The organism is Pararhizobium sp. DWP3-4, assembly GCF_049898205.1.
In the GTDB taxonomy this organism is placed as follows: Bacteria; Pseudomonadota; Alphaproteobacteria; order Rhizobiales; family Rhizobiaceae; genus Pararhizobium.
The window spans coordinates 628,727-642,738 of record NZ_JAFCXF010000002.1 but is presented as its reverse complement, the minus strand read 5'-3'; the positions used below and the strand labels follow the sequence as shown (position 1 = coordinate 642,738).

Annotated in this window: 15 protein-coding genes; 13 read left to right on the top strand and 2 right to left on the bottom strand. The window is 59.8% G+C overall.

Annotated elements, in window-relative coordinates; translation table 11 throughout:
- Positions 1-81: 81 nt before the first annotated feature.
- The 5 genes from galE to ACP7E6_RS08235 all read left to right on the top strand — a co-directional run bounded on the left by galE (position 82) and on the right by ACP7E6_RS08235 (position 5,023).
- Positions 82-1,074: a UDP-glucose 4-epimerase GalE gene (gene galE, locus ACP7E6_RS08255; RefSeq protein ID WP_426229225.1), complete on the top strand. Its 993-nt coding sequence runs from the start codon at positions 82-84 to the stop codon at positions 1,072-1,074.
- A gap of 307 nt (positions 1,075-1,381) precedes the next feature.
- Entirely contained in the window at positions 1,382-2,152 is a 771-nt protein-coding gene (gene rfbF / locus ACP7E6_RS08250) for a glucose-1-phosphate cytidylyltransferase (RefSeq protein ID WP_426229224.1), read from the top strand.
- A gap of 5 nt (positions 2,153-2,157) precedes the next feature.
- A complete protein-coding gene (gene rfbG / locus ACP7E6_RS08245) occupies positions 2,158-3,237 on the top strand; it encodes a CDP-glucose 4,6-dehydratase (RefSeq protein WP_426229223.1) in 1,080 nt (359 codons plus the stop codon).
- Positions 3,234-3,797, top strand: a complete 564-nt coding sequence (locus tag ACP7E6_RS08240) for a dTDP-4-dehydrorhamnose 3,5-epimerase family protein (protein ID WP_426229222.1) — start codon at positions 3,234-3,236, stop codon at positions 3,795-3,797. Before rfbG ends, ACP7E6_RS08240 begins: the two co-directional genes overlap by 4 nt.
- Positions 3,794-5,023, top strand: coding sequence for a methyltransferase domain-containing protein (locus tag ACP7E6_RS08235; protein ID WP_426229221.1), 1,230 nt, complete (start codon positions 3,794-3,796; stop codon positions 5,021-5,023). Before ACP7E6_RS08240 ends, ACP7E6_RS08235 begins: the two co-directional genes overlap by 4 nt.
- Positions 5,024-5,123: 100 nt before the next feature.
- On the opposite strand, the gene ACP7E6_RS08230 is transcribed toward ACP7E6_RS08235, so the two are convergent.
- Positions 5,124-5,429: a chorismate mutase family protein gene (locus tag ACP7E6_RS08230; RefSeq protein ID WP_426229220.1), complete on the bottom strand. Its 306-nt coding sequence runs from the start codon at positions 5,427-5,429 to the stop codon at positions 5,124-5,126.
- Between the two features lie 172 nt (positions 5,430-5,601).
- Between ACP7E6_RS08230 and ACP7E6_RS08225 the strand changes: the two genes are divergently transcribed.
- From ACP7E6_RS08225 to ACP7E6_RS08190, 8 genes are all read left to right on the top strand, one after another.
- On the top strand, positions 5,602-6,819 hold the full coding sequence (locus ACP7E6_RS08225; RefSeq protein WP_426229219.1) for a glycosyltransferase family 2 protein: 1,218 nt from the start codon (positions 5,602-5,604) through the stop codon (positions 6,817-6,819).
- 121 nt (positions 6,820-6,940) lie between these two features.
- Complete coding sequence (locus tag ACP7E6_RS08220; RefSeq protein ID WP_426229218.1) at positions 6,941-7,801, top strand: phytanoyl-CoA dioxygenase family protein; 861 nt, start codon at positions 6,941-6,943, stop codon at positions 7,799-7,801.
- Positions 7,798-8,955: a class I SAM-dependent methyltransferase gene (locus tag ACP7E6_RS08215; RefSeq protein ID WP_426229217.1), complete on the top strand. Its 1,158-nt coding sequence runs from the start codon at positions 7,798-7,800 to the stop codon at positions 8,953-8,955. Before ACP7E6_RS08220 ends, ACP7E6_RS08215 begins: the two co-directional genes overlap by 4 nt.
- 121 nt (positions 8,956-9,076) lie before the next feature.
- Positions 9,077-9,793, top strand: coding sequence for a WbqC family protein (locus ACP7E6_RS08210; protein WP_426229216.1), 717 nt, complete (start codon positions 9,077-9,079; stop codon positions 9,791-9,793).
- A complete protein-coding gene (locus tag ACP7E6_RS08205; RefSeq protein ID WP_426229215.1) occupies positions 9,790-10,515 on the top strand; it encodes a class I SAM-dependent methyltransferase in 726 nt (241 codons plus the stop codon). The genes ACP7E6_RS08210 and ACP7E6_RS08205 overlap by 4 nt, the downstream gene beginning before the upstream one ends.
- Positions 10,512-11,387 carry an NAD-dependent epimerase/dehydratase family protein gene (locus ACP7E6_RS08200; RefSeq protein ID WP_426229214.1) on the top strand — a complete coding sequence of 292 codons (876 nt, stop codon included), beginning with the start codon at positions 10,512-10,514 and terminating at the stop codon, positions 11,385-11,387. Before ACP7E6_RS08205 ends, ACP7E6_RS08200 begins: the two co-directional genes overlap by 4 nt.
- Entirely contained in the window at positions 11,384-12,376 is a 993-nt protein-coding gene (locus ACP7E6_RS08195) for an ATP-grasp domain-containing protein (protein ID WP_426229213.1), read from the top strand. Before ACP7E6_RS08200 ends, ACP7E6_RS08195 begins: the two co-directional genes overlap by 4 nt.
- Positions 12,373-13,062 carry a metallophosphoesterase family protein gene (locus tag ACP7E6_RS08190; RefSeq protein ID WP_426229212.1) on the top strand — a complete coding sequence of 230 codons (690 nt, stop codon included), beginning with the start codon at positions 12,373-12,375 and terminating at the stop codon, positions 13,060-13,062. Before ACP7E6_RS08195 ends, ACP7E6_RS08190 begins: the two co-directional genes overlap by 4 nt.
- Positions 13,063-13,179: 117 nt before the next feature.
- Here the strand turns inward: ACP7E6_RS08190 and ACP7E6_RS08185 are convergent, their stop codons facing one another.
- Entirely contained in the window at positions 13,180-13,944 is a 765-nt protein-coding gene (locus ACP7E6_RS08185; protein WP_426229211.1) for a cephalosporin hydroxylase family protein, read from the bottom strand.
- Positions 13,945-14,012: the final 68 nt, after the last annotated feature.

Genomic DNA, 14,012 nt, shown 5'->3' with positions numbered 1-14,012 from the left:
GCTGTGCAGCGCACAAAAGTCTTGTGAAACGCGCCGCGAACGGGTTTTATCCCGCTCACTTGAACAGCGCAGGAGCAGGCAATGGCGGTATTGGTAACGGGCGGCGGCGGATATATCGGCAGCCACATGGTCTGGGCATTGCTCGATGCGGGCGAACAGGTCGTCGTCATCGACCGCCTGTCGACCGGCTTTCGCTGGGCAATCGCACCCGAAGCCCGTTTTTACGAAGGCGATATTGCCGACACGGCCCTGATGCAGCAGATCTTTGCCGACAACGACATCGACTCCATCATCCATTTCGCCGGCTCGATCGTCGTGCCGGAATCGGTCGCCGATCCGCTCGGCTATTACGAGAACAACACCGTCAAATCGCGCAGCCTGATCGCCAGCGCGGTCGAGGCCGGTATCCCCTATTTCGTGTTTTCCTCGACGGCTGCCGTCTATGGAACGCCGGACGTACTCGAACCGGTGACGGAAAGCGTCAACCTCAAGCCGGAATCGCCTTACGGTTCATCGAAGCTGATGACCGAGATCATGCTGCGCGACACCGCGGCCGCCCATGCCTTCACCTATACGGCGTTGCGCTATTTCAACGTCGCCGGTGCCGATCCGAAGGGACGCAGCGGCCAATCCTCCGCACTGGCCACCCATCTGATCAAGGTTGCCTGCGCCACCGCGCTTGGCAAACGCCAGTCGATGAGCGTGTTCGGAACCGATTATCCGACGCCGGACGGAACCTGCGTGCGCGACTATATCCATGTCTGGGACCTGGTTCAGGCGCATTTGAAGGCTCTGCAGCGCATGCGCGCAGGTGGCGGGTCGCTGGCGGCCAATTGCGGTTACGGCCACGGCTTTTCCGTGCTCGAAGTGCTCGATGCCGTGCGCCACGTGCACGGCGAAGATTTTCCGGTGACGTTTTCGGAGCGTCGTGCAGGAGACCCGGCGATGATCGTCGCCAATCCGGCGCTGGCCAAGCAGGAGCTTGGATGGGTACCGCAATATGACGATCTGAACGGCATCATCCGCAGTGCGCTGGATTGGGAACTGCATCTGATGCGGAAAAATTCCTTCTAAGATACAGTCGGTTCGGTGTCTTTCTGACGCTGACGTAGGGTCGCCAGCGCAAAGCCGGGCGACCTCTCCAGTTTGACGACAGTTTCACCCTCTAGGGTACAGGTCAGAATAGACTGACTGGACCCGGAGCATGATGGAGTTTTCGCGCCTTAAAGACCGTATGACCGCAAGGCTTCTGGCTTTGCAGTCGAAGGCGGCACATGGGCCTGGTGATGCTCGATCGCGGGCCGGCCGCATTTCTGCTTCCTCTCGCCAAGTCATCGCCGGCACTGCCCGCGATCGTCTTTGCGTCTAACGGGAGGGGCGGATGAAAGCTGTCATTCTTGCCGGCGGCCTGGGGTCGCGCATCGCCGAAGAAACCCATCTGAAGCCGAAGCCGATGATCGAGATCGGTGGACGGCCGATCCTCTGGCATATCATGAAGCTCTACTACGCCCACGGCGTGCGTGACTTCATCATCTGCTGTGGTTTCAAAGGCTATGTGATCAAGGAATATTTCGCCAATTACGGCCTGCACATGTCGGACATCACCTTCGATCTGTCGCAGAACTCGATCGAATTCCATAGACAGAGCGCCGAGAACTGGCGCGTCACGCTGGTCGATACCGGCGAAAGCTCGATGACCGGCGGCCGCCTGAAGCGGGTCGCGTCCTACCTCAAGGATGAGGAGGCTTTCTGCTTCACCTATGGCGACGGCGTCAGCAACGTCGATATCGGCAAGACCATTGCCTTCCATAAGACCCACGGCAAGCAGGCGACGGTGACCGCCGTCCGTCCGCCGGCGCGGTATGGCGCGCTGCAGCTGGAAGGCACCGAAGTCCAGGGCTTCATCGAAAAACCGGAAGGCGAAGGCGGCTTCATCAACGGCGGCTTCTTCGTGCTTTCCCCCCGCGTCATCGACCGGATCGAGGCGGATCATTCAAGTTGGGAAGGCGATCCATTGATGGGACTGGCCAGAGAGGGCGAGTTGCAGGCCTATTTCCACGACGGCTTCTGGCAGCCGATGGATACGCTGCGCGACAAGAACCACCTTGAAAGTCTATGGCAGAGCGGCGCCCCGCCGTGGAAGAGCTGGTGATATCTATGACGAACGAATTCTGGCGCGGAAAACGGGTGCTCGTCACCGGCCATACCGGCTTCAAGGGCAGCTGGCTATCGCTTTGGCTGCGCGAACTGGGCGCCGACGTCTCGGGCCTTTCGCTGGCGCCGCAGACGGAGCCTTCGCTGCATCTGCTGCTCGGCGGCGGCATGGATGGGCCGGGCATCATCGATATCCGCGATCGTGATGCCGTCACCCATCATGTGCTGAAGACCAAGCCACAGGTCGTCTTTCATCTGGCGGCGCAGGCTTTGGTGCGCGCCGGTTATCGTAATCCGGCCGAGACTTACGATATCAACGTCATTGGTACCGCCAATCTGCTCGATGCCCTGCGGGTGTCGGAGGATGTTCGCTCGATCGTCGTGGTGACCACCGACAAGGTCTACCACAATGCCGAGACCGGCCTTGCCTTCATGGAGAGCGATCCGCTCGGTGGCCACGATCCCTACAGCGCCAGCAAGGCGGCAGCGGAGATCGTCGCGGCAAGCTACCGCGCCTCGTTCTTTGCCGCCCGCAAGATCGGTCTTGCCACGGCGCGCGCCGGCAATGTCATCGGTGGCGGCGACTGGGCCGAAGACCGGCTGATCCCGGATGCGGTGCAGGCATGGCAGCGTGGCGAAACATTGCAGGTGCGCCGTCCACGCGCCGTGCGTCCCTGGCAGCACGTGCTTGAGCCACTCGGCGGATATATGGGATTGGCGGAGCGCCTATGGCAGATGCCGGATGGTCCCGAGAGCTACAATTTCGGTCCGGATCACGGCGAGGCAGCCTCCGTCGGCGCCGTGCTGAAAATGGCCGAGCGGCATTTTGGCGGCGGCGCCATGGTTCTCGGCGATGGCACGGATGGTCCGCACGAAGCGGGCTACCTGGTGCTTGACAGTGCCAAGGCGCGCGCCGATCTCGGCTACCAGCCGCGCTGGCGTCTGGCGGAAACCGTCAAGCGGACGATGGAGTGGTATAGAGCGCAAGGGCAGGGACAGGCGGCGCTTGACTTGTGCCTCGGCGATATCCGCGATTTTGCCGGACTTGCCACCAAGGACGAACCTTTGCGGGCGGCCGGATGAGCGCGCGGTTCACGGCGCACCAAACGCCGCTCCAGGGGCTTTGCGTCATCCGCCGCAAAACCATGTCGGACGATCGCGGCTTTCTGTCGCGGCTCTTCTGCGAGGAGGATCTTGGCCACTTTGGCTGGCAGGGGCGCGTCGCCCAGTTGAACGAGACCGGCACGCTCCACAGGGGCACGGTGCGCGGCATGCACTTCCAGATGCCGCCGCATGCCGAGATCAAGCTCGTCACCTGCACCCGTGGCCGGGTGCTCGACATCGCCGTCGATATTCGGGCGCACTCGCCGACGTTTCTGCAGCATTTCGCCGTCGAGCTGTCCGAAGGCAATGCCTGTTCGCTGCTGATCCCCAAGGGTTTCGCCCATGGTTTCCAGGCGCTGACCGATGACGTGCGGATGATCTATGCCCATTCAGAGCCTTATGCGGCGTCTTTTGAGGGTGGCCTCAATCCGCAGGACCCCGCACTCGGCATCGACTGGCCTTTGCCGGTCGCCAACCTGTCGCCGCGCGATGCGGCGCATCCTTTGTTGTCGCCGGACTATCGTGGAGTAGCCGCATGAAATGCCGTCACTGCGGATCGACGCATATGGTGCCCTTTCTCGACCTCGGCACCGCGCCGCCGTCGAATTCCTATGTCAATGCCGGTGAACGGCATCTGCCGGAACTCTGGTATCCGCTGGTGATCCGCTGCTGCCAGGAATGCCGCCTGGTGCAGACCGAGGATTTTGCCGATCGCGAGACGTTCTTTTCCTCAAGCTATGCCTATTTCAGCTCGTTCTCGACCTCATGGCTTGAGCATGCCAAGCGCTATGTCGCCGATATGCAGGCCCGTTTCGGCCTGACCCAAGCCTCCCATATCGTCGAGGTCGCCGCCAATGACGGTTATCTCTTGCAATATGCCAGGGAGCGCGGCATTGGCTGCCTCGGTATCGAACCCACGGCAAGCACGGCTGCGGCTGCGCGGGCGAAGGGTATCGAGATCGTCGAGGAGTTTTTCGGCGCGGAACTCGGCGAAAAACTTGCGGCAGAAGGCCGTCCCGCCGATCTTACGGCCGCCAACAATGTGCTCGCCCACGTGCCCGATATCAACGATTTCGTTGCCGGCTTTACGCGGTTGCTGAAGCCAAACGGCGTCGCGACCTTCGAGTTTCCGCACCTGCTGAACATGGTGCGCGAGGCGCAGTTCGATACCGCCTATCATGAACACTATTCCTATTTGTCGCTGACATCCGTCAGCCGCGTCTTTGCAGCCAACGGCCTGTCCGTCTTCGATGTCGCGACGACGCCATGGCATGGCGGCAGCCTGCGGGTGTTTGCGCAGCGCAGCGACAGCGGCAAACATCCGGTCACCACGGCCGTGGCCGCAACGCTCGCCGATGAGCAGGCTGCCGGCATGCTCACCGATGCCTTCTACACAGACTTCCAGGCGGCGGCGCAAACCGTGCGCGATGGCTTCCTGACCTTCCTGATCGACAGCCGGCGGGCCGGCCTGAAAGTCGCAGCCTATGGCGCTGCGGCCAAGGGCAACACGCTGCTCAACTTCTCCGGCGTCAAGCCTGACCTCTTGCCGTTCGTCGTCGACAAGAACCCCGCCAAGCAGGGCCTGCTGCTTCCCGGCAGCCGTATCCCGATTGTCACGGAAGAATTTCTCAAAGCCGAAAAACCGGAAAGAGTGGTGATACTGCCATGGAACCTTCAAGCCGAAATCAGACAGCAACTTTCGTATATCAGCGATTGGGGTGGCAAGTTCGTGACAGCGGTACCGACGCTGACGGTGCATCCATAGCGGACGGCGCCATCGCCGCACTGCCCGAGGCCACGGCCGAGGTGCCAGCCAAGAAAGCCGACACGGCCAGCCTCAAGATCGGCTGAACGCCGGTTTGCGGCTATTGTCCGCTTTCCCCCAGAATGCCCATCTCATGCTCGATCGAATGCTGGATCAGGCGTGCCCAGATATCCTCGTAGAAATCCGGATCGAGCCCCGCCAAGCCGGCGTTGCGGCGGGCATTGAAGCGGACTTCATCGACGCGCGAGGGGATGTCGGCCTTGAGACCTGCCGGTTTCTTGATGGCTGCAGCTCTGCCGATATAGCCCCAGCGCTCCTGGAAGAGCGCCATCAAGGCTTGATCGATACGGTCGATCTCGACGCGGATCTCTGCCATCGAAGCACAGTCTGCCGGGCTTTTCTGCATAAGGGTCTCCGGATACGTCATCACCGCGCTGCTGCATCGCAGGGCCGCATGCGACGGTGCTTATCAAGCCATGCAGCGGCTGGAAAGCCGAAAACCGGACTTATGACCAAAGGGTCGCGGGCAAGCTTCGCAAAAGCCTTCCCCGCTAGTCTGCGGCAAACGGAGAAACTTCATGTTCGCCCAGCCGAAACTGACGATTTGTGTGCCATCGCGTAACCGCCAGCCCTATTTCCAGGAAACGATCAGAAGTCTGCTGGCGAACATGCGCATGGACGTCGAGTATGTTTTCGCCGACAACTCGGATGACCCGTCGATCATGGACGACTTCATGGAGGAGGTTTTTGGCGACCCGCGGGTGAAATATCTGCCTTCGGTGGACCGGGTCTTGCCGATGGTCGAGAATTGGGATCGGAGCGTGGAGGCCGCCACCGGCGAATTCATCTGCATGATTGGCGATGATGATTACGTCGATGTCAATGTTGCCGACCTGATCCGGCGGTCCCACGCCGAACAGCCGGCGATGGATGTCCTCATTTGGAGCCGCCTGACGTTCAACTGGCCTGGAAACCGGCCGCAGCGTTGTAACGTCGCCGCAAGCCTCGATACCGGTGTGTACTCCGTTCCACGGGCGACCGCCTATCAGGATTTCTTTTCTTGGAGGGGGGGTGCGCCAACTCCGAACATGGCCTTTGGTTTCTATCACGGCGCTGTTTCGAAACGCGTGATGGACAAAATCAAGGCAAAGTTCGGCGCTAAATACTGCGAATATCCGGTCGTCGATTTCGAGAATATCTGCAAAGTTCTGGTGACTGCCGAGCATATGGTTTACGCGGGACGACCATTTTCGGTTCTCGGGTCCTGCGCGAAAAGCAATTCGGCGAAGATTAAAACGGCTGACAATGTGAAAGAGCAACTCGCCATCTTCACGCGCGAAACCGGGCGCAACATTGATGACGACCCGCATATGAAGGACTTTCCGTTTCCCACACCCTTGGGGCTCACAGCCTGCATCGCGCAGGTGCAGCATTGGTTCCTGACACGTTACGGGTACAGCCCGATGCCGGGATGGGAAGCCAATTTTGCCGCAGCATGCGGCAACAGCTGCAGCCTGATGGCCACTCAGCAAGACAATGACAGAGCTATCGAAGGTTACCGGGCCGTCTTTGCAAAATGGCATGGCGGAAAATATCTGAAGCACTTCCAGCCGGTTGATTTTGTGGATCCGGCGGTAGGACAGTTCTTCACCGGTGTTTCCGACAAGCAGCTCTTTATGGACGAAGAGATTGGCGGCGTTCAGACGCCAGCCGAACTTTATCATTTTGTTTCGCAGATGCTGGTTTCTCCAGAGGCGCTGGAACTGAACTTGAACGAAAATCACAGGGCTGCCTGATGATCGTATCGGCAGGCCGGCGAATACGGGAGCGCAGCCCGATTGCGGCTTCGAAGCCGGATTGCCAATGTCCCGCGATGAAACCAGCGCGGATTTTGTCACCCAGAAAAGGATGCACAGCATGATTCAGAATGAAGTCATCATTCCCGCCTCGGCCAAAGAAGATTTCGCCGCCAAGGGCTATACGATGCTGCCGCAGTTCTATGATGCGCAGCGCGACGTGGCGCCGATCCAGGAAGGCATCCGCATCATTCTGGAACTGCTGTGCCGCAAATACGAGGTCGATGCGCCGACGGATACGTCCTGGAATGCGATGACCAAGGCCTATCCGGCCCTGATCGCCAAAAACCGCGCCTGGGGCGGTGAGGTCTATGATGCCGTCAAACAAATTCCGGCCTTCATGCAGCTCGTCACCAAGACTGTGAATCAGACGGTGTTCCAGCACCTGCACCCGGGTTCCATCCCGGGCATCGCGGCTGGCGGCTATGGCATCCGCATCGACAACCCCGGCGAGGAAAAGTTCCGGGCACAATGGCATCAGGAATTCCCCGGCCAGCTTCGCAGCCTTGACGGCATCGTCTTCTGGACGCCGCTTCTGCCGGTGACGGCGGATATGGGGCCGGTTCAGATTTCCGAAGGCTCGCATGCCGAAGGCCTGATCCCGGTCTATCGCGACGACGCGGGTCTCGGCAAAAGCGGCGCCTACGCGCTTTACATGGACGGTGCCGAGGAGCGTTTGGCAAAATACAAAACCGTCGCGCCGCTCACCCAACCAGGCGACCTGATCCTGATGGACTTCCTGACCATGCATCAGGGCGGACATAATGTATCGACCATGCCGCGCTGGAGCATCCAGTTCCGCTATTTCAATTTTGCCGATCCGCTCGGTACCCGCATCGGCTGGTGCGGCTCGTTTGCCGCCGGCGTCGATTTCTCAAAGGTCCTGCCGGAACTGGTAACGGATGGGGAGACGGCGGTATGACCGCATGCCGGGTCTGCGGATCGCACATCGCCGCGGCCTCCTATGAGGCCTCGGCACCTGCCTTGACGTCGATGATGAGTTTCATCGATGTCCCGACGCTGGCCTATGTCTGCGACGAGTGCGGCCACGCGCAATGCGCCGATCTGCCGGATATCGACAGCTTCTACGACACCACCTACCGGATTTCGCTGGAATCGGACGATCACGACCAGATCTTCGCCGTGGGCGCGGACGGAACGCCGATCTATCGGACGGACCATCAGGCTGAGATCGGGCTGCGCCTCCTGGATCTGTCGCAGGGCGCGTCCATTCTCGATTATGGTGCCGGCAAGGCAGATACGCTGCGCAAGATGTGCGCGGCGCGTGCCGATCTTCATCCCCACGTCTTCGATGTCAGCCGCGACTACGTGCCGGCATGGAACGGCTGGGTAAAGCCGCAGGATCAAGCAAGCTATAGCGTGCCGGATGCATGGGCCGGCCGGTTTCAGGCAATTATCAGCCATTTCGTCATCGAGCATGTGGCCGAACCTGTTTCCTTCCTGAAGACGCTGCGCGGGCTGCTTGCGCCCGGCGGCCGGCTTCTTCTGTCCATGCCGGATGTGGCCGCTAATCCCGGCGACATGACGGTCGCCGACCATCTCAACCATTTCAGCATCGCTTCTCTGAAGCGGGCGCTGGCGTTGTCGGGCTTCACGCTGCAGACGGTGGACAGTGAAGCCTTTCCAGGGGCCTTCTTCATCGTGGCAGTGGGCGCGGACCAACCGATAGTGAATGCGGCGGACCGCCAGGAGGCAGCCGACGCCGCAAAGAAGGCCAAGGAAATCTGCGCTTTCTGGAAGCAGGCGACCATTCGTCTCGACGGTGCGGCCAAGCAGTTTTCCGGCAAGCGCGCGGCGGTCTACGGCTCCGGATTCTACGGCAGCTGGATCTGCAGCCGGATCGAGGCGGATGTCGATTTCCGGGTCTTTCTCGACCAGAACCCGAAGCTGCAGGGTTCCGTGCATTTCAACAGGCCCATTCTATCGCCGTCAAAACTTGAGGACGACGTCGATGTCGTCTTTGTCGGTCTCAATCCGTTGAAGGCCCGCGCCGCTATCGCCGGCCAGGCAGCCCTTCACCGGCCAGGCCTTGATCTCGTCTGGATCGACGGCTGACCGCACAATCCGGCAACCAGCCTCGCGAAAGGCTTTGGCGATACGGTCGCGCTGTCAAATTGTCTGGAGATGCTGCCATGGTGGTGGCCTCCGGCAAAGGTCGGGCAAACTTGAACGGATCATGAGCCGGAATATCGTTATTTCACAGTCGATGTACTTTCCCTGGGTGGGTCTGCTGGAGCAGATCCGTCTGGCGGATGTCTTCGTTCATTATGACGACGTTCAATATTCCAAGGGCAGTTTCAGCAATCGTGTCCAGGTGAAGGGCATCAACGGCGTCAGCTGGCTGACGCTGCCGTTGCGCGACTATCATCTCGGCCAGCGGATCGACGAAGTAATGCTGGACGACCGCACCGACTGGCGGAGCAAACATCGCGAAATCCTGCGTCAGGCCTATCTGAAGGCACCGTTTCGCGACGAAATGCTGGGCGTGGTAGATCGCGTTTTCGCGCAGGACGCATCGACGGTCGCCGACATATCCCGTCAGTCCATGCTGGAGCTCGCCGCCTATTTCGGCCTGGACCGGCCGCAGTTCCTCTCATCGCAGACATTGCCGGTGCCAGGCGCAAGCAGCGAACGGGTGTGCGACATCGTCGAGCATCTGCAGGGAGCGGTTTACATCACCGGGCATGGCGCCCGGAACTATCTGAACCACGGGCTGTTCGAGGAGAAAGGCATCTCCGTTGAATACATGCGTTACCAGCGCACGCCCTATCCACAATTGCACGGCGATTTCACCCCATACGTGACCGCATTGGATCTGATCGCCAATTGCGGTTTGGCGGGCGCCGGGCTGATTCATTCGGGAACGATCGGTTGGAAGGAATTCACGCAATGACGACGGAAAATCTCGATGCAGTCTCATCCGAGTATCTGCCGAATGCAGCGACGGCGATCGAGAATGATCTTATTCTCAACTGGTATCCGGAGCGCATCATCCGGCGGTTCGGCTTGGTCGGCTCCATTCTTGAGCTGGGCATCGGCCATGGCTATACGCCGGGTCTTTTCAACGCAGCCTGCGATCGTCATGTGATCATCGAAGGCTCGCAGCTGGTTATCGATCTCTTCAAGGAAAAAAGCCCGGATTTCGCCGGCGAAGTCGTGTTCTCCTATTTCGAGAATTTCGACACGGACGAGCGCTTCGACGTCATCGTCATGGGCTTCATTCTGGAGCATGTCGACAACCCGGGCATGCTGCTTGACCGGTTCAAACGGTTCCTGAAGCCGGGCGGGCGAATCTTTGTCGCGGTTCCCAACGCAAAGTCGATGAACCGGCGGCTTGGTGTCGAGCTGGGCAAGATCGACGATATCTATAGCCTCAATGCCAACGACCATGCTCTCGGCCACAAGCGTCAATATTGCCGCGATACGCTGAAGCAGGAAATACAGAGCCACGGCTATGCGGTGAGCCTCGAAGAGGGGATTTACCTCAAGCCGCTGCCGCTGGCCGTCCTCAAGACGTTGCCGGACTTTCAGGAAAATCTCGAGGCGATGTTGCGCGTAGGGGTCGATTTTCCAGACCTGTGCGTTGCGATGCTGATGGAAGCCACCGTGCAATGAAGACTGCCGCCATCATCGGCGCACGGTCCATGCTTGGCAGCCAGTTGATCGAGCGGCTGCAGCAGCGGGGCGTGGTCACGATAACGGTAGGGCGGTCGATGGATGATGATGTCTATTTCGATCTTCGCAGTGAGCGGGCGGTCATACAGAATGACCTTCGTGCCGATGTAGTCTTCCACTGCGCAGCGACCTTTTTCGGCGATGATGAAGACGGGGTTCGTCAGAATTTTTCAACCAATGCGGCGAGTGCGCTCCCGATTGCCGGACTGGTGCAAGAGCTTGATGCTAAGTCACTGGTCTATGCCGGATCCATATTTTCCGATGAGACATTGGGGAGCGGCAATTTCACATCCTATGGTCTTACAAAGGCCATTGCCGAGCAGGTCATGAGCTGGGCTTTGGAAAAGCAGGACAAGCTTTTCTGCAGTCTTCGCTTCGCGCAACTGTACGATACCGCTGGCCGTTGCTGCGCGCATCAACCGTGGTTCGGACGCGTCATTGCCTATGCATCGCATGGGAAGGATATGCGCATGCCGCGATCCGATGGTGTTCGCAACTTCCTGCATGTTCGGGATGCTGCGGATATGATGATCCAGGCGGCAACCTGCGGCACGACAGGAATTCTCAATGTCGTGCATCCGGAATCGCTGCCGTTCGAAGAGATCGCGAACATTGCTTATGAGGTTTTCGGCGAAGGAGGCAAGGTCGTCATCGCACCGGAAAAGCCACCCTTTCGGCCGATCCATTTTCCTCATGGTGCCGAAACCTTTGAACGGCTGGCTTTCGAACCCGCGGTCGGCATGCGTCAAGGTATCCATATGATCAGGGATTCCGGGACAGCGAAGGCCTTCGGGCCGATGGACATCACATGACGATGGTTGAAAAACAGCCAGGAGACGTGATCACCGTCGTGGTGACTGCGGTCGGTGCGCTGATCGGGCAGGGGATCATCCGCTCGCTGCGTTTGTCGGGGCTTTCGGTGCGGGTCATCGGTGTGGACCGTGATCCAAACGGCATCGGGCCTTACTGGTGCGACACGTTTTTTGCCAAGCCGGTAGTTGACGAGAGTTCGGACGCCTATCTCGACTTCTGGAAAAGCCTGCTGGTCGGCGAAGCCATCGATCTCGTCCTGCCGGGGCTCGAACTCGACGCGCTGTTCTTCAGCCGCAACCGGGCAGCGTTCGCCGATCTCGATGCGCGCATCGTCCTCAACGATCCCGGGATTATCGAACTGGCGCAGGACAAATGGGATTTCGGTCTCGAACTGGAGCGGCTCGGTCTGCCAGCCATTCCGGCGTTGCTCGGAGCGGGCTGGACGGAGTGCGTTCGAGAGTTGGGCCTGCCGCTGCTCTTGAAACCCCGTCAGGGCAATGGTTCGCGGGGTATCGCGGTGTTACGCGACGAGGATGATTTCAACTACTGGAGCCGCAAGAGCAGGGACGAATTCCTCATCCAGAAATTCATCGGCAGCGACGAGCAGGAATTTACCGTCGGCGCCTTCGGCTTTGGCGACGGCACGGCGCTGCCACCGATCATCTTTAGGCGAAAGCTCTCTGTCGCGGGTAATACGGCATATGCCGAGGTTGTCGGTCACCCTGTTCTGGTTGACGCAGTGACCCGGCTCGCCGCGATCTTCAAGCCGGTGGGGCCGACGAACTACCAGTTCCGCATGCACGGCGAGACGCCTTATCTGTTGGAGATCAACCCGCGCTTTTCCAGCAGCACCTCGCTGCGTGCCGCCTTCGGTTATAACGAGGCGGCCATGGCGGTTGAATATTATCTGCGTGGCAAGAGACCGCCGCCACCCGAGATCCGCTCCGGTCGCGGCTGGCGTTATTACGAAGACCTTGTGGTGACATGATCGCGATCATTTCTGACGTTCACGGCAACCTGCCGGCACTGAAGGCGGTGTTGGAAAAGATCGATGCGCTTGGCTGTGAAACGATCATCTCGCTTGGCGACGTCGTTGGCTATTATGCGCAACCGGGCGAATGCGTCGATCTGCTGCGCGATCGCGGTGTCGTCAATATCCTCGGCAATCACGATCACTACATCGTCAGCGGCGAGGGCTGCCCGCGCTCGAAGCTGGTGTCCGATATCACCGAGTACCAGCGCGGCATCATCTCGCCGGAGCAGGTCGCCTGGCTGGCGCAGTCGCGGTCCCATATCATCGACGGCTCGACCTATTTCATCCATGGCGGCTGGCAGGACCCGGTCGATCAGTATCTCTACGCGATTGCAGAAACGGATATTCCGGCAGGAGCCCAGACATTCTTTGCCGGGCATACGCATGTGCAGGTTCTACTCGATGTGAACGGCAAGACGTTCTGCAACCCCGGTGCCGTCGGCCAGCCGCGCGATGGCGATCCGCGCGCTGCATTTGCAACGTTCGAGGATGGGCATATCGAGCTGCGCCGGGTCGAGTACGACATCGACGAGACCGCATTCCACATGAAGGAAGCCAGGTTTCCGGCCAGATGCTACGAAAATCTCTATATCGGTGCGCAGATCGGCGGCCGGATCGACAAGATCACGCTGGCGGTCTGACTGCGCCGCCGGTCGGGGCGCGGCCCTTTCTCATTCGCAAAACGGTGACACAGACATGCAAAGACCCACGTCTTGCCGTGGCGAAACGCGGGTCTTGAAACCGGAACAGAATGTGTGTCAGGCCGCGTCGGGCAGGCGGACGCAGTATCCGCCCGGCGACGACGCAAGCACGAGCTTGCCGTTGATCACCGGATCGACCTGGAAACGATCGTTTTCCTTGAGATAGTCATTGACCGCGGTCAAAGGATCGTTGCCTCTGAACCAGGATTTCGAGCGCTTTTTCGGGGCTTGGTCTTCGGTCAGATGGCCTGCCGCCGTGTCGGCCACGACGAGATAGCAGCCCGGCGTCACCAGAGCGCCATAGGCACGGCATTCGGCCAGCACGTGACCATAGGAATGGTCGCTGTCGAGGACGACCATGACCCTTGCACCTTCCGGGATCAGATCGCGCACGGCTTGCAAGGTGCTATCGTCGACGGAGCCGCCTTCGATAAGAGCGATGCGACTCGCCATCGGATGGGTCTCGATCGCCTCGCGGTTATGAGCGCGGATGTCGATGTCGACACCGATAACCTTGCCCTTGTCGTTTCCGGTCATCGCCAGCAGCGAAGCCATGAAAATCATCGAGCCGCCGCGCGCGACGCCGGTTTCGATGATGATGTCGGGCCTGGTGTTCCAGACGATTTCCTGCGTTGCCATGATATCGGCCGGCAGCTGGATGATCGGCACGCCCATCCAGCTCCAGAGGTAGGAATAATCGTATGTGTCGAGCGCCAGCATCGTGTCGATCGACTGCTTGAAGACCTCTTTGTCCTGGCCAAGCGCCAGGCACATTTCCTGCCGGTGCGCTTCAAATTCCTGGCGATCGTCTTTGGTTGTCATGGGATGTGGTGCCTTTGTCATTCAGGACGGCTATCGAAGGCCACTTGGACTGCGGCGAGTGATGGCCG

Bases quoted from the DNA above. Each gene is read 5' to 3' on its own strand.
- ACP7E6_RS08205 (WP_426229215.1), top strand. From the start codon at position 9,790: ATGACGACGGAAAATCTCGATGCAGTCTCATCCGAGTATCTGCCGAAT.
- ACP7E6_RS08190 (WP_426229212.1), top strand. From the start codon at position 12,373: ATGATCGCGATCATTTCTGACGTTCACGGCAACCTGCCGGCACTGAAG.
- ACP7E6_RS08210 (WP_426229216.1), top strand. From the start codon at position 9,077: ATGAGCCGGAATATCGTTATTTCACAGTCGATGTACTTTCCCTGGGTG.
- ACP7E6_RS08220 (WP_426229218.1), top strand. From the start codon at position 6,941: ATGATTCAGAATGAAGTCATCATTCCCGCCTCGGCCAAAGAAGATTTC.
- galE (WP_426229225.1), top strand. From the start codon at position 82: ATGGCGGTATTGGTAACGGGCGGCGGCGGATATATCGGCAGCCACATG.
- rfbG (WP_426229223.1), top strand. From the start codon at position 2,158: ATGACGAACGAATTCTGGCGCGGAAAACGGGTGCTCGTCACCGGCCAT.
- ACP7E6_RS08235 (WP_426229221.1), top strand. From the start codon at position 3,794: ATGAAATGCCGTCACTGCGGATCGACGCATATGGTGCCCTTTCTCGAC.
- rfbF (WP_426229224.1), top strand. From the start codon at position 1,382: ATGAAAGCTGTCATTCTTGCCGGCGGCCTGGGGTCGCGCATCGCCGAA.
- ACP7E6_RS08215 (WP_426229217.1), top strand. From the start codon at position 7,798: ATGACCGCATGCCGGGTCTGCGGATCGCACATCGCCGCGGCCTCCTAT.
- ACP7E6_RS08200 (WP_426229214.1), top strand. From the start codon at position 10,512: ATGAAGACTGCCGCCATCATCGGCGCACGGTCCATGCTTGGCAGCCAG.
- ACP7E6_RS08240 (WP_426229222.1), top strand. From the start codon at position 3,234: ATGAGCGCGCGGTTCACGGCGCACCAAACGCCGCTCCAGGGGCTTTGC.
- ACP7E6_RS08195 (WP_426229213.1), top strand. From the start codon at position 11,384: ATGACGATGGTTGAAAAACAGCCAGGAGACGTGATCACCGTCGTGGTG.
- ACP7E6_RS08230 (WP_426229220.1), bottom strand. From the start codon at position 5,429: ATGCAGAAAAGCCCGGCAGACTGTGCTTCGATGGCAGAGATCCGCGTC.
- ACP7E6_RS08185 (WP_426229211.1), bottom strand. From the start codon at position 13,944: ATGACAACCAAAGACGATCGCCAGGAATTTGAAGCGCACCGGCAGGAA.
- ACP7E6_RS08225 (WP_426229219.1), top strand. From the start codon at position 5,602: ATGTTCGCCCAGCCGAAACTGACGATTTGTGTGCCATCGCGTAACCGC.